Origin of the sequence: Flavitalea sp. (assembly GCF_035489435.1) — a bacterium.
In the GTDB taxonomy this organism is placed as follows: Bacteria; Bacteroidota; Bacteroidia; order Chitinophagales; family Chitinophagaceae; genus DATHKG01.
The window spans coordinates 21655-43348 of record NZ_DATHKG010000067.1; the positions used below are offsets into that span (position 1 = coordinate 21655).

Annotated in this window: 15 protein-coding genes and 1 pseudogene; 8 read left to right on the forward strand and 8 right to left on the reverse strand. The window is 40.8% G+C overall.

The window, feature by feature from the left end:
* Positions 1 to 64 precede the first annotated feature (64 nt).
* Complete coding sequence (locus tag VK664_RS10630; protein ID WP_461398632.1) at positions 65 to 883, forward strand: alpha/beta fold hydrolase; 819 nt, start codon at positions 65 to 67, stop codon at positions 881 to 883.
* A 171-nt stretch (positions 884 to 1054) separates the two neighbouring features.
* On the opposite strand, the gene VK664_RS10635 is transcribed toward VK664_RS10630, so the two are convergent.
* Positions 1055 to 2041, reverse strand: coding sequence for an isocitrate lyase/PEP mutase family protein (locus VK664_RS10635; RefSeq protein WP_461398633.1), 987 nt, complete (start codon positions 2039 to 2041; stop codon positions 1055 to 1057).
* A 412-nt stretch (positions 2042 to 2453) separates the two neighbouring features.
* Here VK664_RS10635 and VK664_RS10640 point away from each other — a divergent pair, with 412 nt between their 5' ends.
* The 6 genes from VK664_RS10640 to VK664_RS10665 all read left to right on the forward strand — a co-directional run bounded on the left by VK664_RS10640 (position 2454) and on the right by VK664_RS10665 (position 12170).
* Positions 2454 to 2972, forward strand: a complete 519-nt coding sequence (locus VK664_RS10640; protein WP_461398634.1) for a DUF4760 domain-containing protein — start codon at positions 2454 to 2456, stop codon at positions 2970 to 2972.
* Positions 2973 to 3312: 340 nt separating this feature from the next.
* A complete protein-coding gene (locus VK664_RS10645; protein ID WP_461398635.1) occupies positions 3313 to 4653 on the forward strand; it encodes an NAD(P)/FAD-dependent oxidoreductase in 1341 nt (446 codons plus the stop codon).
* Between the two features lie 50 nt (positions 4654 to 4703).
* Entirely contained in the window at positions 4704 to 5156 is a 453-nt protein-coding gene (locus VK664_RS10650) for a carboxymuconolactone decarboxylase family protein (protein ID WP_461398636.1), read from the forward strand.
* Between the two features lie 112 nt (positions 5157 to 5268).
* Entirely contained in the window at positions 5269 to 6024 is a 756-nt protein-coding gene (locus VK664_RS10655; protein ID WP_461398637.1) for an SDR family oxidoreductase, read from the forward strand.
* Between the two features lie 336 nt (positions 6025 to 6360).
* A complete protein-coding gene (locus tag VK664_RS10660; RefSeq protein ID WP_461398638.1) occupies positions 6361 to 9621 on the forward strand; it encodes a sigma 54-interacting transcriptional regulator in 3261 nt (1086 codons plus the stop codon).
* A 143-nt stretch (positions 9622 to 9764) separates the two neighbouring features.
* Positions 9765 to 12170, forward strand: a complete 2406-nt coding sequence (locus tag VK664_RS10665; protein WP_461398639.1) for an ABC transporter permease — start codon at positions 9765 to 9767, stop codon at positions 12168 to 12170.
* A gap of 159 nt (positions 12171 to 12329) precedes the next feature.
* On the opposite strand, the gene VK664_RS10670 is transcribed toward VK664_RS10665, so the two are convergent.
* Together VK664_RS10670 and VK664_RS10675 are read right to left on the reverse strand one after the other, a co-directional pair.
* Positions 12330 to 13133 carry a lysostaphin resistance A-like protein gene (locus VK664_RS10670; RefSeq protein ID WP_461398640.1) on the reverse strand — a complete coding sequence of 268 codons (804 nt, stop codon included), beginning with the start codon at positions 13131 to 13133 and terminating at the stop codon, positions 12330 to 12332.
* Positions 13134 to 13181: 48 nt separating this feature from the next.
* Positions 13182 to 13343 (reverse strand): annotated as a pseudogene (locus tag VK664_RS10675) (hypothetical protein); the annotation flags it as partial.
* A 140-nt stretch (positions 13344 to 13483) separates the two neighbouring features.
* On the opposite strand from VK664_RS10675, the gene VK664_RS10680 reads away from it, so the two are divergent.
* Positions 13484 to 14272, forward strand: a complete 789-nt coding sequence (locus VK664_RS10680) for a hypothetical protein (protein WP_461398641.1) — start codon at positions 13484 to 13486, stop codon at positions 14270 to 14272.
* Between the two features lie 12 nt (positions 14273 to 14284).
* On the opposite strand, the gene VK664_RS10685 is transcribed toward VK664_RS10680, so the two are convergent.
* The 5 genes from VK664_RS10685 to VK664_RS10705 all read right to left on the reverse strand — a co-directional run bounded on the left by VK664_RS10685 (position 14285) and on the right by VK664_RS10705 (position 21689).
* Positions 14285 to 15763, reverse strand: a complete 1479-nt coding sequence (locus VK664_RS10685) for a PAS domain-containing sensor histidine kinase (protein WP_461398642.1) — start codon at positions 15761 to 15763, stop codon at positions 14285 to 14287.
* A 16-nt stretch (positions 15764 to 15779) separates the two neighbouring features.
* Entirely contained in the window at positions 15780 to 16205 is a 426-nt protein-coding gene (locus VK664_RS10690) for a response regulator (RefSeq protein ID WP_461398643.1), read from the reverse strand.
* Positions 16202 to 18094: a sensor histidine kinase gene (locus tag VK664_RS10695; RefSeq protein WP_461398644.1), complete on the reverse strand. Its 1893-nt coding sequence runs from the start codon at positions 18092 to 18094 to the stop codon at positions 16202 to 16204. Before VK664_RS10695 ends, VK664_RS10690 begins: the two co-directional genes overlap by 4 nt.
* Positions 18095 to 18338: 244 nt before the next feature.
* The gene (locus VK664_RS10700) at positions 18339 to 18557 is read right to left on the reverse strand and encodes a hypothetical protein (protein WP_461398645.1); all 219 of its coding nucleotides are present in this window, start codon (positions 18555 to 18557) and stop codon (positions 18339 to 18341) included.
* Positions 18558 to 18644: 87 nt separating this feature from the next.
* Complete coding sequence (locus VK664_RS10705; protein ID WP_461398646.1) at positions 18645 to 21689, reverse strand: efflux RND transporter permease subunit; 3045 nt, start codon at positions 21687 to 21689, stop codon at positions 18645 to 18647.
* Between the last annotated feature and the right edge of the window lie 5 nt (positions 21690 to 21694).

The following is a 21694-nucleotide window of genomic DNA, read 5'->3' on the forward strand; positions in this document are numbered from 1 at the left end:
ATGACCATCAAATTCAGTTTACAACATAAAACAAATTCAGTTAAACAATAAATAATTAAAAATCATGAAAAAGATAATTTCAAAAACATTGCTGATATTATTGACTGTATTTTCATTTGCATCCTGCAGACACGAAGGGGTTTATTATCCTGATATTTCAAAAACATTTGTGTTGGTACATGGGTCATGGCAGGCTCCCTGGGTTTGGAACAAAGTAGAAAGCCAGTTAATTAAAGCCGGTCAAAAAGTAATAGTGATAGAGTTGCCAGCCCATGGTGATGATTCTACCCTGCCAATAAATACTTCATTAGATATTTACAGAGACAAGGTCATTGCAGCTGTCAATAACACTAAGGGTAAGGTTATTCTCGTCGGGCATAGTTTGGGAGGAATGATCACATCAGAGGTTGCGGAAAAAATACCGGCAAAGATTGAAAGGCTGGTTTACATTGGTGCCTACATCCCGGCAAATGGCCAGTCATTGCTTGATCTGGCTAATACGGACAAACAATCATTACTAGGCCCTGCACTTGTTCCTTCTGCCGATAAGCTAACATTAGACGTGCAAAAGGATGTTTTAATTTCAATCTTTTGCGAGGATGCACCCGAAAACGTTAAGAAGGAAATGCTTGAAAGATACCGTGCCGAACCCGTCATTCCTTTTACCAACAAAGCAGTTGTAACTGATCAGAACTTTGGCAGAATTCAAAAATTTTACTTGCATACTTTACAGGACCACGCAGTAGGTTTAGATTTACAAAAACAAATGGCAGAGGCAGCTCATGTTATCAAAACATTTTCTCTAAATACAAGCCATTCGCCTTTTTTGTCACAACCTGATGAAGTGGTAAAGATTCTGCTAACGATTGCCTCATTAAAATAATAATAGTGGATCCTTCCCTGACAATCTTTTATTCCCCGTTTTCCAATAACCAATGGCTGGCATATTTATACCAGCCATTACTATTATCCGGAATCCAACCTGGAGTTCATTTTGTCCCTGAATAACACTCAACAATACCACTGCAGTTCGTTATGGTTAATCCAGAAGAATTTAATGGTTGATTAAACTATTTAAGTAAGCAAAGTTCACCGGGTTTTCCTTCGCATCATTCATGCCTTCATACCGTAATAATTTCTCAGCGGTATTTTTCATCGCGTTAATGGCGGCGCTTAAAAACCCCGGGCCAAGGCTTAACCTTGCTACGCCTGTTTTTTGCAATGATTCGAAATCCGGGATACCTGGGAATAATAAAATATTTACAGGTAATACAACTGCTTTGATAACTGCTTCTATATCTTCTATTGTTTTTAGAAAAATTGGATAGAATCCATCAGCGCCTGCGTCTTTATAAGCCTTTCCACGCTGAATGACTTCTGCTAATTTTTCTTCCCCTGATAAATGACCCGCTTTCAGGTACGCATCTGTCCGGGCATTAATAAAAAGCGGTGTTCCCATTGACAAAGCGGTTTTTTTTATAAGAGTTATTTTTTCACACTGCGCTTCCAGAGAATTGAGTGAATCATTGTCCTGATTGCTGTCTTCAATATTAATTCCGGCAATTCCGGTATCAACGAGTTTTTTAATATTTTCAGAAAGCGTATGGTTATTTATTGCATAGCCTGTTTCAATATCTGCTGTAACCGGAATTTTCACTTGCCTTACTATTTTCTGCAGGATGGTTAACAGATCTGCAAAGGGAATTTTTTCTCCATCAGGATAACCATTGCTAAAAGCAATGGAAGCACTTGCAGTGGCAATAGCAGAATAACCCAGGCTCTCCAGCAGCACCGCGCCTAATGGATCCCAAATATTTGGCAGCACAAGCAGTTTACCATTATGGTGCAATTGATTTAATATCACTGCCTTTTGTAATTGAGTATTAATGAATGATGACATTTTAAGTATTTTAGAGTGTATGATAATAATTTTATGGAAAAGATCTGCTGTAGGCAATCCTGAATCCGATTGAATTGGGCATATGTTGATCATTGACAAGCGACGTGCCATCGTGCAAGCACCTGCAAATGAGTAGATCACAAATTGACTTCCTTTTTTCTTTCTCTTTATTTCGTCGATTGACTGGTACGTTTCACTAAATAAAGTGCCTGTTACAAACGATACAACTATAATGAAGCGAAAATAAGAGTAAATAAAAAGCTCCTGGAATCTTCTACGATCTTCTGATGATTTTTTCAGTCATCCCATGTCTCTGATAAGTTAAAGACAACCGCGATATTTAAAGAATCATGTCGCTAAATAGCGAAATATCATAAAGAAAAATTGAAGGCAAGTTTGTAAGTCTTTACAGTTCAAGTTATTATATTCCGGCATTTACTTTGAAATTAAAGATTATCAAGGTCTACGGATTCATGAGAAACTGGCTTTAATAAAACCAGAGAAAGTTAAGGTAGCCCGTTTAAATTAAAACAGGTTCTAAACCAGATAAACTATGATAAGTCCTTTAATTACTCTATTGGCCAATCTTGCGCTCACTTTATCATTCATTGTAGGACTTATATTCGGTATTACACAAGTTCGGGCAGCTGCACGTGATCGACGTGAACGTTTTACTCTTGAAACTTTGCGCACTTTTCAAACCCGCGAATTCGCACAGCTCATCCAGTATATTAGTTCGCAGGATTTCCCGTCCAGCTACGAAGAATTCCAGGCCCGATCTGCAGAAGAGCAAACCTGTTTTATACAATTCGACCAGGAAATGGAATCGATCGGCATCCTGGTGGCGGAAAAATTAATCAATATTGATCTCGTAGTTAAGACATTGGGAGTATTTGTTGCCAATGCCTGGAAAAATTACAAACCCATGTATTTAGATATGCGCGAAAAACTACCCAATCCTTTTCTAGGTGAATATTTCCAATGGCTTTCTGAACGCATCGATGAAAGAATGAGGGATAATCCCCGCAAACTATTTAAAAAGAAAGCAATCGCCTTTAATATAGGTAGCTGAGATATGCCGCGATTCATTTTAGTAAAGTCCAGGCGGTTTTTAGAATACCTGAATATTTTGTTGTGGCATATTGCTGACTAACATTTGCATTAATTGAAAAAGCCTTTTAAAGCTTTCACTGAATAACGCGTCTACGGACGTCCATTGGCGAAATATCGTTAAGTATTTCAAGTTAGAATTTTGTAAATAATTGAAGGCTATATTATTATGATATGGCACATAGGTTGCAAATTTAAATGATTAGGAAGAGATCAAATAAGCAGAGCATTTCGATTCGCCAGGGTTTAAACAACACAGTATTTCAGGATATCGGATTATTTAGATACAAAAAATTTATAAGATGGAAAGCAATAACGCAAATAGAAAACAAATTGTACTTATTGGCGGAGGCTTTGCGGGACTCAATTTCGTGAAACATTTATTTAATAATAAATACTACGATATAACCCTGGTTGACAAGAATAATTACAACTATTTTACTCCTTTGCTTTACCAGGTCGCAACAGGTTTTCTCGAGCCTTCCGCCATTAGTTATCCATTTAGAAAACTTTTTAAGAAAAAGGAAATTGCTTTCAGAATGGCAACTATTTTAAGAGTAGATACAGAAGAAAATTTATTGCATTTAAGTGATGGCAGTGAATTGATTTATGATTTACTGGTATTTGCTGCAGGTTCCAAAACTAATTTCTTTGGCAATGAAGTTATCCGGCAAAATTCATTTTATATTAAAACGATTGATGATGCACTGTCTATGGGTAATGGGTTGATCGCAACTATGGAAAGGGCTTCTGTTGAACAGGATCCTTTTAACAGGAAAAAATTATTGACGATGGTAATTGCTGGTGGTGGCCCTACAGGTGTTGAGCTGGCAGGTATGCTCGCTGAGTTTAAACTGTGTTTACTGAGTATGGACTACCCTGAACTGAAAAACGATATACTGCAGATATATCTAATTGAAGGCTCACCAAATCTGCTGGCACCCATGAGTGATAAGTCTCATAAAGAAGCATATAGAGAGTTGCAACGGTTAGGTATAGATGTAAAATTGAACACGCAAGTCACTCATTATTCTAACGATGAGGTGCATTTATCTAACGGGGATATTATTGAAGCAAAAACGCTTATTTGGGCCGTAGGTGTAACTGCCAATACTTTCGAAGGATTAGATAAAAACAGTCTTGGAAAGGGAGGTAGAATGATCACAAATCAATACAATCAGCTGAAAGGATACGATAATGTTTATGCAATTGGTGACATTAGTATTCAATACGATGATATAAATTATCCCAATGGTCATCCGCAACTCGCACAGCCTGCGATTCAGCAAGGCAAGCGGCTAGCTAAAAACTTACTATTGCAGGCCAGGAAGAGGAAAATGAAACCATTCAAATATTTTGACAGAGGTGATATGGCAATCATCGGCCGGAGATGGGCTGTTGCAGATCTATTCAAACATCGCCTGCATTTAGGTGGAATTTTGGGTCTGTTGCCATGGCTCTTTGTACATCTGATCTCCCTTGTTAATTACAATAACAAAATCAAGACTCTATATAACTGGGTGTTTGCCTATTTAAACCATGATCAGGTATTGAGAATGATTTTTCGTTCCGGGAACCAGGAAACAAAGTTGGATACTAAACAAACCAAAATCATACAGAAAAAGGCAGACGTCATTGGTTAAATGGAGAAATACACAATTGTCAATATTTTTTAACTAGTAAAAATTAATAAATGGAAGAGCGACTTAATGTACAGGCACTTGGACAAAATGCCTTAAAAACTCTTTACGGTATTGGTAATTATCTGAAGCGTTCGCCGATAGAGGCCCAGCTTCAGGAACTGATATTTTTCAGGGTGTCCCAGATAAATGGTTGTGCTTACTGCCTCGATATGCATTACAAAGACGCACGCGCTAAAGGTGAAACAGAACAACGCCTTTATGGATTAAGTGCCTGGCGTGAAGCGCCATATTATACCGAACGTGAAAGAGTAGCGTTCGCCTGGGCCGAAGCTGTTACGGATTGCGTGGTGCCTGATGATATATACAAAGAAGCAAAACAGCAATTTTCTGAAGCAGAGTTAATTGACCTCACGCTTGCAACTACAATTATTAACACGTGGAACCGTATTAATCTGGCCTTTCCTGATCTTCCCGGATCATACCAGGTAGGGCAGTTCCGATAAATGTTTGAATTGCTATAATATCATAATAATTATATTCTTAGAAAAGGCGCACAGCTATGAAATGCTTTTTTTAACACACGGTCCGGATAGGGACAGGCAAAACAATTCCATTATGAAAATCGTAGTGATTGGTGGTACAGGACTTATAGGATCAAAACTCGTAAACAAACTTCGTCAGCTTCAGCATGAAGTGATAGCAGCATCGCCGGCAACTGGTGTAAATATTATTACAGGACAAGGACTCGATGAAGCGCTTAAAGGAGCACAGGTAGTTGTTGATCTGTCAAACCCTCCATCATTTGATGATGATGTAGCGACGAAATTTTTCCAGACGGCAGGATCTAATCTTTTTGCTGCAGAAGCCAAAGCAGGGGTGAAGCATCATATTGCATTATCAGTAGTAGGGACAGATCGCCTGCAGGCAAGCCGATATTTCCGTGCTAAACTTGTTCAGGAAAAACTGGTCAGAGAGTCCGGAATTCCCTACACCATTGTACATTCCACACAGTTCTTTGAATTTATACCTGTCATTACACAATCAGGGACGATGGGCCGGGAGGTACGTATTGCACCTGCTGCTTTTCAGCCAATTGCCGCAGACGATGTAGCTGAAATAATGAAAGATATAACTATCGGTACACCAATTAATACCATTACTGAAATTGCAGGTCCTGAAAGAATGCCTCTTGACGAATTTGTCGGCTTTTTTATCACAGCAACAAAAGATCGACGGGTGTTGTTTAGGGATGTGCACGCTCCTTATTTCGGTTTAGAGCTAAATGATCAGTCTCTCGTTCCCGGAGAAAACGCCCGTTTAGGTAGGATTAAATACAATGATTGGTTAAAGGCACGGGCTCAGGTTGTTTAGTTACAAAACAATTTATGGATTCGCTTTCTGCCTGCAGAAACGAAGATGATGGGTGTCGGGTCTGCACACCTCGTACTTTTCAGGTTTGTTATCATGAATTAGAGACAAATTTTTTCAGTAACTTTCAGGTAGTGAGGAATTGAGTCCCGGTCCATTTTATGCAGCCGATCCGGCAATATTAAAGTAGTAGAAGAAATCCTGATTAAACAGAGCACAGAAGGCGAATTTCTTGTTCGCAGAGACTATCAGATCACAGTTACTCTCCTGCCCTTAACACATCATTCTTTTAGGACCTCTGCATCAGAATTTAATGATTTAATTGTTAAAAGCCGGTCAATGAAAAAAGTAGGAAATTCTGAAAACAAAAAGAATCATCAAGCTAAGTCACCATCGGATCAAAGCTATATAAATACTCTCCAGGGGAAGCTTGATGCCTACGAAAAGGAAAAGAGTATTCTACTTGCTTTAAGTAATGATATCACTAAAGTCAGGGAAAAAGATGACCTGATTAACCTTTTCTCATCGAGACTCAAGGGGTTATATTATTTTACGCATGCTGTTGTTTCTCTGATTGATAAGCAAAGCCAAACATACTATCCATTCTTAATCAATCCGGAAGCCTTACCCATCAAACATCAAAAGGAGCTCCCATCGTTACTTCGAATGCGTTTTCCAATGACCGATCCCTTCATTTTGCAGGTTTTGGATTCAGAACGGCCTGTATCTTTTTTACTGGAAGAGATCATAGACAAGCCAGGCATTCCGGCTTTTATAAAAGTTAATTACGAATGCGGAATCAGGAAAGCGATGGTGGCTATCTTAAAAAATAAAATGGAATCGATTGGCTATGTAATTATTTATTCAGACCGTATGGATAGTTTCCCTGACGACTTCAACCGGGTTTTGTACGGCATTGTTCCCCATTTATCCAATGCCGTTTCCAATATTATTATAAATGAAGAAATCAGGTATAAGGAATTGGTTAATGAAATTTTGCTTTCTCTAAGTAATGATATGGTAACCGTGCGCAGCAGGACAGACTTATTAAATGTGATAAATTTTAGCCTCAGGAAACTTATTTATTTTACGCACTGTATAATGACTGGTCTGAATGAATCCGGCGAAACCTACTATGCGTTTATACTTGATCCTGAATCCCGGGCGAAAAACTTTTCAGAATATGCTGAAATGCTTTCCATAGCAAATCCTGTTCAGGATGGAATTTATGATGTTGCATCCCTTTCAAATAAGCCAGTTGTAATTAATACTGCAACGGTTGATTTGACCAAAGCACCGCTTTGGCTTAAACTCAATTATGAAGCCGGGGCAAAGGAAATGATGATCAAGGTTCTTCCCGGGGAAGGCAAGCCTAAGCACAGTATAATTTTATTTTCAGACAGGACAAATAATTTTGATGAAAAGGCGATACATATCATAGAACGTATTTCCAGTCAGCTTGCCACTGCTGTAAGTAATATTTCGGCAAATGAAGAAATATTAAAAAAAGAACGGGATAAGACCTATTTGCTGAATTTCAGCCATGAAATAGCTGCTGTGAGAACCATAGAAGATCTTTCCAATGCAATTTATAATTCGTTAAAAAAGTTGGGCCTGGTAAAAGCATATTTTATCAGAACCATAAATGATGATAGAACTACGATGAGTTCCTTTATGAATGATAAGGATTTTATTTATAAAGATAATGTCGCATTCAAGGAGCTACTCGAAACAAAAATTCCAATAAACGTTGGCATTACTGCAAAAGTGTTAAGCGGGAATGTTCCGCTTCTTATTGATTTTGTAGACGAAATTAGCCAGGGTAATACGGATCCCTTTATAGAATGTTGGAAACAGTTGGGTGCTCAAAAAGCAGCATTTCGAAAGATAGTAGGCACACCACTTCGTATAGGCAATATTGACCTGGGAATTCTTTGGGTAATAACTGACAGAATAAATATGACCATTCTTGAAGGAATAAGCACTCAAATATCTCTCGCAATTTCCAATATCATAGCCTATGAAGAAATCGCAAGCAGGGAGGAAGAAAAATCAATCCTGCTCTCTTTAAGTGATGAAATTGCTTCCCTGAGAAACAGGAATGATTTGTTCAAGGTGGTAAATGACAGGATAAAGAAATTATTCTCCATAGAACAATTTGGCATTGCAAAAATTAATGAAGACCGTGAAACCCACAGCGCTTTTATGATGGATATGGGCGATTCTGTGAGCAATCAGGAAGATTTTGCCGAAGTGACCAGTATAAAGTATAGCATCACTGATAAAGCCTTTGCTGCTGTCATGTATTCGGACGATCCTGTTATTCTTGATGTAGACCGTCTTTCAAAGGAAACGGATGTACCCAAATATGTAACATTTTGGAAAGCGGTTGGCTTTCGCAAACTTTTGTGTTTGATGCTGAAGGTGGGCGGAAACCCGGTAGGCACTATTTTTTTTAATATCCCTCCCGAACAAATTGTTTCTGTTAAAGACAATTTGTTGAAAGCTGTTTGCGCTCAATTAGCGGTAGCTGTTTCGAATATACTCGCCAATGAGCAGGTTCTTGCCTATAAACAAATGTTGGAAATCGAGAATGATCATCTTAAAGAGCAGATCAAAACAATCTATAATTTTTCTGATATCATTGGTAGTGGTCCTGAAATGCAAAAGGTATACCGCCTGATGACCCTTGTAGCAGAGTCTAATTCCACCGTTCTGTTATTGGGTGAAACAGGTACAGGAAAGGAATTAATTGCGCGGGCAATTCATAACGCATCTCCAAGGAAGGAGAAATTGATGGTGAAAGTAAATTGCGCTGCATTACCTGCAAACCTGATAGAAAGTGAATTGTTTGGACATGAGAGAGGGTCGTTCACGGGTGCGATTGATCGAAGGATTGGAAAATTCGAATTGGCTAATAACGGAACGCTGTTCCTGGATGAGATTGGAGAAATGCCTCTTGAAACACAGGTGAAATTATTGCGGGTAATTCAGGAACGGGAATTCGAAAGAGTGGGCGGGAAAACGACAATAAAGGTAAATGTGCGAATTATTGCAGCTACTAATCGTAAACTGGATGAAGAAGTAAATTCACATCGGTTCAGACCAGATCTTTATTACCGATTAAATGTATTTCCAATTAACCTTCCATCCTTAAGAGACAGGTTGGAAGATATTGAGCCTTTAGCAAATTTTTTTGTTGAACGCTATAGTAGAATCACTGGACGAAAAGTTACTTCTATATCAGCGAAAGTCAACAAGGAGTTAAAAAGCTATTCATGGCCTGGAAATGTAAGAGAGCTGGAACATTTGATCGAAAGAAGTATTCTTTTAACCGAGGGAAATGTATTAAAAGAAATACAACTGCCGGTAAAGAACAAAATTAAAAGTGATGATGCCGATATTTCCCCTAAAGGCCTGCAGGAAATCGAGTCCTCATATATCATTGAAGTTTTAAAAAAATGTAAGGGTAAGATATCCGGTATTGGCGGGGCTGCCGATGTACTGGGAATTCCGGCGACTACCTTACATTCTAAAATGAAAAAATTGGGTGTTTCAAAACCGGATTATTTCCAGAATCAAAATAAAGAAAGCGTGTGAACAAGTGTTGCGCAAAGACAGCAGCGACGCTGAGCTGATTAAAAATACTATTGTATCAAAAAAAATAAGGAAAAAGCAATACTTTGGAATGAAATTCACATCTAACTGATCTTGCCAGCTTTATGATATATTACTACGCCAAAATGATGTGTCAAAGGATCAGGACCAGGAAACTACCCATTATTATTAATGTCGGCGGTCTGGCCCTTGCACTGGCCGCTGTTCTCCTGATTGCAAAATGGGTTCAAAACGAACGCAGTTATGATGGATTTCACAAACAGGCCGATAGAATCCATCTCCTGAAAACGCTGGCACAATCGACCGGCAATGAGGGTCCGGCGAACGAAAATACACCATATCCATTAGGTATGGCAATCGCGAATGGTGTCCCTGAACTGGAACTTACAACGCAAATGCTTCGGATCGCCAGAAATGAACTTACACTAAAAAATGGTACCGAAATTTTCAGAGAAGAAAATAGCACTTATGTAGATGAGAACTGGTTCGATGTCTTTAGTTACAGGTTCATCGAAGGCTCGCCTGCACTGTTTAATGCTCACCCAAATAACCTCATTATCACAGATAGCAGGGCGAAAAAAATCTTTGGTACATCATCCGCCGTCGGAAAGATCGTAATCATTGATTCAACAGTGTTCACGGTGAGTGGCGTGATCGCCGATAACCAACCGAATTCGAGCTTTCAGTTTAATGCAATCCTCCCCTTGAAATCATATCTCAAAACGGCAAACCATCTGGTGGAAATGAACGACTGGCAATACAGCCCTGTCAAAACTTTTGTGCGACTCCACAGCAATGCTTCAACAGCCATCGTAGAGGAAAAAATAAACAAGATTATTAAAGAACATGAAACCGCGAGAAACAATATCGGATTGCTGCCGCTCAGGCAAATGTATTTTCATTCTGAATTTCAGACTTCTGCATTTCAACATGGCGACAACAAACGGGTAACGATCTTCACCTGGTTGGCGATCATCCTGCTTGTCACTGCAAGCATCAACTACGTTAATTTCTCGATCGCCAAAATTGGTGATCGTGTGAAGGAGCTTTGCATCAGAAAGATCACCGGCGCTACCGCCACGCAATTATTTTTACAGGTAATGGCGGAAGCACTTATTAACACATTGATCGCGATGGTGATAGCAATTACTCTTGCTGTTTTTGCAATGCCCCTATTAAAAAACATAAGCGGTTCAGTATTTACAGATTTTTCTATCAATACATCATATATCAGCATCATAGCTACGGTGCTGGTTGCCGTAATACTGTTGACAGGCCTCTATCCCGCCATCATTTTGTCATCCCAGAAAACAATGAACCTGTTGAAGGGACATATGTTTCTCAATATCAGAAACAGCTGGTTCAAACAGGCGCTGATAGTTGGCCAGTTTGCATTCGCCCTTTTTATGATTATTGCCACGATTGTTGCGCAGCGCCAGTTGATATTTATTCAGAAAGAAAACAACGCATATAACAAATCACAAGTATTCACAGCCACACTTCCACCAGAGTTTCATAGCAAGCTATTTCGCTTTTCAGGCGACGCAGAAAAAAACAAACAGGTCGAAATTGCGCGCGAGAGTTTTCTTTCAGCGCTGAAACACGAACTGCAAAATCTCCCTCAGATCATGGCCATATCGCGCGCGTCGTTTTCGTCGGTAGTCAATAACAATTATGTTACAGGTCGCGGACTTAACTGGGACGGGAAGCCGGATGACTTTAATCCATCTTATATCGCATTTGATGCTGAAAAATCAATTGCTGGTATTTTGAATCTTCAGCTGGCACAGGGTAGATGGTTTGATGATAAAGTGGAAACCGATCAAAAAAATATCATATTGAACGAATCTGCTGTGAAAAAATTCGGCATCAGGCAACCGGTGATCGGTAAGCGTATCAATGAAGGAATAGTGATTGGTGTGGTAAAAGACTTTTATCATCAGAATATGCGTGAGCCGATCGTGCCACTGGTGTACAGGATCGACGGCCCGCTTGCCGAAGCATTTATCATTCAGTCGAACCCGAGCGATGTGGAAGATGCTTTGACCCGTACGCAGGCGGTGTTCAAACAGTTTTTTCCAAACAGCGTTTTTGAATATTCTTTTGCAGATGATGAGTTTGAAAGGCTATACCGCGCAGATCGGAACTTCCTGTTTTTGGCGTTTATTTTTTCGGGGCTGAGCATATTGATTTCTGTGCTTGGTTTACTTGGCCTCACCTTGTTCATGATCAACAGACGACGCAAAGAAATCGGTATTCGAAAAGTGATGGGGGCCAGTGTTTCAGGTATTACTGTTTTACTAACAAAAGATCTTTTAAAGCTGGTGATGATTGCAATTATTATTGCCACTCCCTTAGGCTGGTGGGCAATGAACAACTGGCTGCATGACTATCAATACCGAATCAGATTGAGCTGGTGGATGTTTGCGCTCGCTTCGGTGATTGGAATGGGTATTGCGATTCTGACGTTGGGCCTGCAGGCTGCGCGTGCAGCTTTGGCAAATCCTGCTGAAACGTTGAAAAGCGAGTAAGGGCAAATATGGACGAATCAACTATCTATAAAGACCGATACCAAATTTGGAATTGGCTTTAAAACAAACCTCAACAAGAATTTTTTGAAAAGCGGTTCAGCAAAAATTAGATGCCGGAACAGCATTCTGCACTAAAGCATTTGCGATACAGACGGCGCTTTAATATTTGATTTTATTGACATGCGGTTTCCAGGAAGAAACTGTAACAATCATTACAACAGCAACTACCAGATAAGGTATCAACACATTTATTGGTTTATATGAATCAGGATCCTGAATCAGATTGAAAAGCGCGGTTTTATTTTGCTCCGGAGAACGAGGGATAAGAGCCTGAGCCACGTTCCATCCCATATGCACTCCAATCGACAACAACAATTTCCCTGTTTTTATGTAGCAAAGACCATATAAAATTGATCCCAGTCCTGTTGTAAGTAAGGTCATTAAAAATTGATTCAAGGTAATATGTGTATTCAACTTCAGATGCATTATAGCGAAGGGAACGATGATGACTAACTGGGCAGTCCATGGACCATAAACTTTCAACATGCTTTGAAAAGGATAGCCACGATAAGTAAACTCCTGTACAAAAGACGACCAAAAATGAATCAGGATCAGCACCTGGATATAAACTACATCGACCTTTCCGGAAAATTGTAAACTGCCTTTATTTAGTAAAATCGTTATCCCAGCCGTGAGTGACAAGGCAAGAAAGCCTATACCAATACCGGAGAAAAAATGTTTCCAATCTTTTGTATTTTCTGGTTTAAACCCAAGGCTAAAAAGCGATTTCCTTTCTTGTCTCAACATTATATAACTTAATAACATTGCAATGGCAAAATAGTAAAAGAGACTATCGAGCATCGGATATATGCTGGCTATATAAGCTGCAGCAATAATGATTAAAAAGTAACACGATACTTTAAGCCATATTGGAAAATTGGGCGTGATGTTCCTGGTATTCATGGAGCTGTTTTGAGCGCAAATACGCCCATTACCATTCCAGTATCAAATTTAATCGACGGTTGAAATGAATTTTACAACCAATGAAAAGATCTGGGCAACGAAGAGAAGTCGCAAGATCTGATTTGAATCGGTAGCATGTTCCCGAATCCCAGCGGTGTCGATTAACCGAAAAAGAATTCCATCGATGTTCAGCACTTCTTCTATGGTATCACGGGTAGTGCTGAGTGCCGAATTGCTGAATCCTCAATTCATTCACTGCTTAGGACAGTCCAGTCCTGTCTCGTTTGAATGCTGACATGTTAGCCGGTAATATTGCGCAGCATTAACACTCAAACAAACAAAATCGTATTATGAAAAAGTTTTTCTTCCTGGCAACAACCGCCGCCATGCTAATATTGAGCTCATGTAAAAAAGACAATGTCGATGGTCCGAACCCTAACCCTGATACGGATCCTAAACCATCTCCATCAGAAAAGGTTTTGAAAAAAATGACTAAGATCAAAAACGGTGCAACAACTGTTTACACATTAGCTTATAATGGCAGCAAAAGACTGGTATCGATTATCGCAGATAATAACATAGAGAAAACCCTGTTTAGCTACGACGCGGCAGGCAATCTGGCACAAGCTGAGCAAAGCGACGAAGAATTCCATAATATTTACAATTATGTCTTTGTGGACAATGTTCCAAAATCTGCAAGATTTAAAAGTTGGATGAGCCGTCCTGGTAAACCTCAGGAACTGATCGAAGATGACCTCCTTACCTATACCGTAGAAAATAACCAGGTAAAAAATATACATCTCGTAATGCAGCTTGCTGAAAATGCAGAAACAGACTTCGGGATGCACTACAGCAACGGTAACCTTACCAAAGTAACTGCAGACGCGCCGTTCCAGTACACCGCGGAATTTAGTTTTGGGAACAAAAAGCCAGTATTACCGGCGGTTTCAAAATGGGTGCTTGATCACGCGGGCTTCTCACTGCAGTACTCAGCCGGGAATGAAGTGTTGTCGGCAAAATTTGATTTCCCGAACAATAACTTCGACAGATCGATTACCTCTCAATATACATATGACGCCAATGGTTATGTGCTTACATCTACCGATGGTATAGCTACGATCCAATTCGAATACGAATAACCTTTTTTACATTTAATAGCTCCGTGCAGCAGGCTGGTTTTCCTTAGGGAACTGATCCTTTGCCAAAAGTTCCGGTTCCCTTGAGGTTTTTGTGCTGAGAGGAATGATCGCTTTCAGCACACATCCCTGCCCGGGAGAGGAGATGATATTGACGCTGCCATCGTAGAAGCCCGCACGGTTGCTCATATTTCTTAAACCGATACCACCAGTCACCTTGCTTTTATCGAAGCCGACACCATCGTCTCTTATCGTAAGACAGATATGTTTGGAAGTCATGCTCAACGCGATCACAGCTTTTTTTGCACGTGCATGTTTTATGATGTTGTTGATCTGCTCCTGGATAACCCTGTAAATGGTCAGCTTTATACTGTTATCCAGCTCTTCTTCCCGGTAGTTATCGGTGCTTAGTTCCAGGTGCACGGAAGTGGTAAGGCTGATCAGTTCAGTCAGCTTGTTGATAGCTTCAATCAAACTGATATCGCCCAATGACGGAGCTACCAGCGACTGTGACAATTTGCGGATCTCTTCAATTGCAAGGTTGAGAGTAGCCCCACATTTTTTCAACCCTTCAGATTTAATTCCTTCCGTTTCCACGGAATACTGCAGGTATAGTTTTGAGGCCACCAGGAGCTGGTTGATGTTGTCGTGTAGTTCTTTACCGATCTCATCCCGCTCTCTTTCCTGTACCTTTATGCTCGTTTCCGTTATCAGTTTTTGCTGAAGTTTGCGCTGGCGTTCAATTTCCGCTTCTGCTTTTAACCTGTCAGTAATATCATTGGCCAGCACCAATATAACTGGTTCATTTTCGTAAAGCACTTCATGCGCGATCACTTCCACAATAACAGGGTCCCCATTTTTTTTCTTGTGATGACGGATCCCCGATTGCTGAAGGCCTTCCGTTTCGTATCCGGGTAAGTTCAGGCTTTGAGAGTTGATGGCCAGAAATTCTTCTCTGGTATACCCGTAATGATGTATGGCAGATTCATTCACATCGATGATGGTAAGGGTGGTGCATGAAACCATCCACATCGGCAATGGATTTCCTTCAAACAATAACTTGTATTTACGTTCAGACAAGCGTAATGTTTCGATCGCCTGTATGCGCGCGGCCCTGGACCGATAGCTATCCATGGCACTGGTAATGGCGCGGGGTAAACGTTGTAACCGGTCTTTCAGAATATAATCGCTGGCCCCTTCCTTCATCACATTTACCGCGTACTCTTCCGAAACAGTAGCGGTGATAAGAATAAAAGGAATCTGGATATTAAGTTCTTTTACAATTTTAAGCGCCTCATGCGAATCGAAAGAAGGCAAGGAATGATCAGACAATATAATATCGGGCGAAAATTCTGTTAAGCCCCGTATGAACTCTTCTTTGGTTTCTGCTAAAAAAATCTCTCCCTGCAATCCGGCCTTCTTGAGCTCCCTGGCTACCATATCGGCATCGGAGGGCAGATCTTCCAGATGAAGTATTCTTAAAAATTGGCTCATTCTCGGTTATTATTAACTAGCTCTTCGGAATTTGGTTTGTTAACAGCCAGTACATCCCCAATTCGCTCACTGCTTTAGCAAAATTTTCAAACTCAACGGGTTTTACCACATAGCTGTTTACTCCAAGCTGGTAGCTGGCTATCAGATCCTTCTCTTCGCTCGAAGAGGTCATAATGACTACAGGGATGGCCCGGGTGCTCTCGTCGGCTTTTACGCGTCGCAATACTTCAATTCCATCCACCCTTGGCATTTTGATATCCAGCATGATCACTTTGGGTTTGATAGTATATTTGCCGCCAAAAAGGTAATCGAGGGCTTCCTGTCCGTCTTCCAGGTGAATGACACTATCCGCAAGATTCACTTTTTTCAATGCCCTGATCGTTAAAGCGGCATCATCCATATTGTCTTCTACCAATAAAATTTCTCCTACATTTTTACTCATATGTTACTAGTTGCCTTGAATTCTGTTATTACCAGTTGCGTTGAATCCTGTGAATATGTTCCTTCTGCTTCGCGGCCTGGTTCTTTTGCGTGGGGTACGGTAAAATAAAAAGTGGCGCCCTGGTCAACCGCTGCTTCTGCCCGGATCTCGCCGGAATGTTTGGTGATGATCCTTTTTACAAAAGCCAACCCTATTCCCGTTCCTTCGAACATTTTCTGGCTATGCAGGCGCTGAAAAACACCGAATAGTTTATGTGCATGCTGCATATCGAATCCTACACCATTATCCCTTACAAAATAAACCGGTACCGGATTTTCCCTCTGAAAACCTATTTCAATAACAGGATTGGCTTGTTTGGATGAATATTTGATCGCGTTACCGATCAGGTTAGTCCAGACCTGTTTGATAAGATTTGGATCACCCTGGCAGGCAGGCAGTTTATCCACTATCACCTTGTATCTGCCTTCCGGTTCAGCTTGCAGCAAGTCAGTTACACATGCCTGTACCAGTTTATTCATATCTATTTGATGACGCGCCAGTTCCTGCCCTCCCATCTTCGAAAAAGCGATCAGGTCATCAATAAGCTTCCCCATCATTTTTGCATTTGAAATGATCTTGTCGACAAGCGCCGTGGCATCCTCATTAAGCGCTGCATTATAGTCTTCGTTCAGCACCCGGGCATAACCATTTATGGCCCGAAGTGGTGCCCGAAGATCGTGCGACACCGAATACGAAAAAGCTTCCAGTTCTTTATTCACCCTTTCCAGTTGAGCCGTGCGTTCCTTTACTTTCTGCTCAAGATTTTGCTGCGATTGGCTTACCTGTGCCACCATAGTATTAAAAGCGATCGCAAGTCTGCCCGTTTCGTCGTTGCGGTTCACCTTTACTTTTGATAAATAATTGCCAGCCGCTATAGAAGTAGCAGCAACTGTAAGTTCCTCCAAAGGTCGGGTGATATTTCGGCTCATAAGCCAGGCAATAAAAATACCTGCAGCGATCAGTATCGCTCCCGTGGCAAGCAGCAAGCTCAGGAACCGTGTGGCGGCCTCCAGTACTTTCGCTTCGGAAAGCTCCAGTAACACCACCCAGGGCGTATGGGGAATCGGCTTCATTGCGGCAATAACCGCGGTTCCGTTTCGTGAATAGTCAAAAGAGTTTTTGTCGGATGCTTTTTCCATCGGTGGTACACCGATAGATTTTATCATATTGGTCCAAACGGTCTTATCCTTATTACCCAGGTTGATGACTGCATCCGTACCAAGCAACTGAGAAAACTGTTTTAATGCTTCCGGTGTAGTCCGCATCACTCTCCATCTGACCACATATCCTATTGCACCGCTTTTTCCCAATACACTGGTGATAACAGGGTAATAAATGGAGTCATTTACCACACATAATTTTCCAACTTTTGAAGTATCAGTAGGCAGAATTGCTGTGATCAATAAAGAATCAAAATTTACCCGTTTCCCGATACCGGCTTTTGAAGAATAAAATAATGGCTTCCGGTTAACATCCAGCAATTGCACAAAAACGGAAAGTGAATCCTGTCGCATTTTTTCAATCGCTTCCTTCGCACTGTCCAACAGTACCGTGTTACCAGACTGCAAATATTCTTTTACCGGCCTTTGATTGGCGGTCGCATGCGTTGTGTTTATAAAGGCTTCAGCTGATTTTCCGAATAAGCTCCCTAATTGTTCGGTCAGGGCTTGCAGGCGATCTCGTCCCATAGCAAGCGCGGCGCGCTTCACTCCAAAATAAGAGATAAAGCTAAATGTAATAATAATAACAAGTAATAAAACACAGATCAACAGTGGAAGCCGTTGTTTGAGTGAAAGGCTGCGAAAAGTAATAATGCGGACTCCCTGGTTTAAGGATATATTTTTACCCATATTTTGATTTTGATAGGACTGAGATTCACATCCGGGTACGTCGCTTTGCAATAGGGGGGGGATAGTAATATTCAAACGAAGAAACACAATCCGTTACAATCTACCAATAGTAGTTATACTTATCCCATGTGAAATATACCATGACCAATAATATAACGGTTTCGAATAATTGACACTTTGGATGGAAAACTTTAACCTCTTAAAGAAGTATTTCTGGTTTAACCGCTTTCAGAATGATGATCTGTTAAGCAACACAACTGGGATTGAGCTGAAGGATAAGTTTATTATATAAAATGCATATATAAGCTACGTCATCACATCCATCGCCGATAGGTACCTGTTGAATAACCTTACCTGGAATTGCATCCAGCACTATCAGCAATTTATCACATCCGGCAAACAACCGATGTGATTTTCTATCTATTGCAAGACCTGTTGGCCCATCAGCCGGAGTTAATGCCAATGTTTTTCAACCGTGTTTGTTTTCACATCAACCTGTATGATCTCATTTTTATCTTCAATATTTACAATTAATTCATTTTTTAATATTTTAGGTTGATGGAAGATTTGTGGAAGAACGTGTATTATATAGTAGATGGAGCATGGAAGGCAACACGATCAACAATAATGGAAGCGCAATTAAAAACCCACCTATTACGGCGATCGCCAGTGGCTGGTGCAACTGCGCTCCGGCGCCAATACCAAGTGCAAGCGGTAACAAAGCGATTATAGCTCCTAAGGCCGTCATCAATTTGGGGCGAAGCCTGGTAGAGATTGCGAATACGATCGCATCATCAACGGAACGTGAGTTCAACGCCTCCCTGAATTGCAAAAAAGTAAAGATGGAATTTTCACCGATGATACCTACAATCATTATGAGGCCGGTATAACTTCCGACATTGAGTGGCGTTGTGGTCAGATATAGTGCAAGATAACTTCCTGCAATGCCAAGAACGGCGATAAATAAAATTGTCAATGCTACCCTCAGCTCTCTGAATAAAAATAAAATAACTGCAAATACCAGTAGACTCGCTGTGATAAGGATGGTCAGTAATTCATTGAATGATTGCTTCTGTTCCGCATAAGCGCCACCATATTCGATATGATAATTTGCAGGCAGCGCTATCTGTTTTGTGATCGCCAGTTGTATTTCTTTGATCACTGTTCCCAAATCACTATTGTCGAGTCGGGCCGTAATAACGCCCATAGTCTGTAGATTCTCACGCTGGATCTCCGCATCACCCGGATTCACTTTTACCGTAGCCAGGGAAGAAAGGGGCCTGACACTGCCATTCGGAAGGAAAATGCTAAGGTTTCTGATCGATTCCATGCTTTGATTCTGCCTTTTTGCGTATACCACCCGGATATTGGACAACTGTTCCTTCTCAAGTATATTTCCAGCGACACTTCCCTCCAGCGCTTCCTGAACCTGTGCCTGGAAACCGCCAGGAGAAATTCCGAATTGAGCAAGTTTACCATAGTCAGGTTGTATACTGATACCGGGACCCGCTATTACAATGCCATCAAATACATCTGCAGTGCCCTGCATTTTTTCTACCACTGCAGCTATCTGTTGTGATAGTTGTTGCAATGTTTGCTGATCATCTCCAAATACTTTTATCTCCACTGGTTGAATGGAACTCATCAGGTCGCCAAGCATATCCCCTATTACCTGTCCGAAATCTATTCTTAAAGCGGGTTGGGTTGATTCAATACGGGCGCGAATATCTGCGATCACTTCGTCGGTAGTTCTATTGCGATTCTTTTTGAGTTGAATCAGATAATCACCGGTATTAGGTTCAGTTATGAAGAAGCCCATCTCTGTTCCCGTTCGTCGTGAATAAGTTTCTACTTCAGGAACCGATTGTAATAATTGTTCGGCCTGGCGTAGCATTCGGTCTGTTTCATCGAGAGAGGTTCCGGGTGGTGAGGCATAATCCAGTATAATACTGCCTTCATCCATTTCTGGCAAAAAACCGGTCTGTAGACGAGGAAGAATTAAAATGATCAACACCATGAGCGCTCCGGAAAAAATAAAACTTAGAGAAGGCCGTCTGATAAAAAAAGAAACCCATTTCTGATTTTTTACGAGATGGACATCGGCAGTTTTTATTTTCTTTTTTTTATGTCGTGTGAAAACGAGATAGATAACCGGTAAACATAACCAGGTTATAAAAAATGAGCAAACCAGCGCAATGATCATGGTATTGGTCATTACCTTGAAGTACGCACCTGCTACTCCGGTCATCAGTACAAATGGTATAAAGATTACGATAGTACTTATCGAAGAGCCAAGCATTGCGGGAAATAAATACCGGATAGCTTTCTGCAGAAGCGAAGACACCGGATCTTCAGGATGCTCTTCCTGTGTTCGGTATATCTGTTCCACCACCACAATTGCATCGTCTATGATTAGTCCGATGGCCGCTGCAATAGCACCGAGCGTCATAATATTCAGTGTATATCCGATAGCAAAAAGCGTTATCAGCGTAAGACAAAGCGTTACCGGAATTGTCAGCAATAGTGTAATGCTCGCTCTCGCCGATCGCAAAAAAAGAACGGCAACTATGATCGCGAGTGCAAGACCGACCCATAGACTATCGGCAACACTTTTCACAGAATCAGTAACAAAATCGGCCTGGACATAATAGGGCCGGACCACAACGTCTTTTGGGAGCATTTTTTTCAGCGTTGTAATTTGCTTCTGCATATCCGATGCTATCTGTAAAAGATTGGCAGTGGGTTGCTTTATTATGGACACCAGCACGGCAGCTTTTCCATTCGCATTAACGCGAATGTATTCGACTGCTTCATTAATGGATACTTCCGCAATATCTTGCAGCTGAATAATTCTTTTCCCATCATTTTTTATAAGAAGCGATTTCAGTTGTTCCAGGTTATGAACCGTTGCATCGGTAACAGATAGGTAAAGGAATTTAAAGTCTGATACATACCCGTTAGATCGTATAAAATTCGTCTGTGATAAAGCGGTATTAACGATATCGCTGGTAATACCAAGACTACTCATTTTCCGAGGGTCTAACTGTATCCAGTATTCCTTGGTCTTACCACCGACTACTCTGACTTCTGAAACGCCCTGCACCTGCGATAAAAAAGGTTTTATAGTGTAATCGCAAAGCAATTTCAATTCTATTGGTGATCTGTTATGACTCTCCACGGTATATCCCATCACAGGTAAAATAGAAGGATTCATTTTTTCTACGCTTACCTGCAGGCCTGGTGGAAGCTGGCCGCGTACCTGCGCTATCCTTGATTCAATTCGTTGAAGGCTCAGGTCGATATCAGCGTTCCAGTTAAGAAAAACGGATGTCTCACAGCTACCCCTACCCGTAGTACTTCTAACCATCTGGAGTTCCGGTACACGTCGAACAGCATTTTCTATCGGTCTCGTAACTGTGACCATCATCCTATCAACCGGTTGCAAGCCCGCATCTGCAATGATCTTTATTTTCGGAAATGTGATCTCAGGAAAAAGAGAGGTCTGTAGTTTTATATAAGTATAAACACCTCCTGCAAGAATAAGCAGGATCAAAACGATCAAAGGATTTTCATATGATACAAAAAAGTTTTTCACTTGTT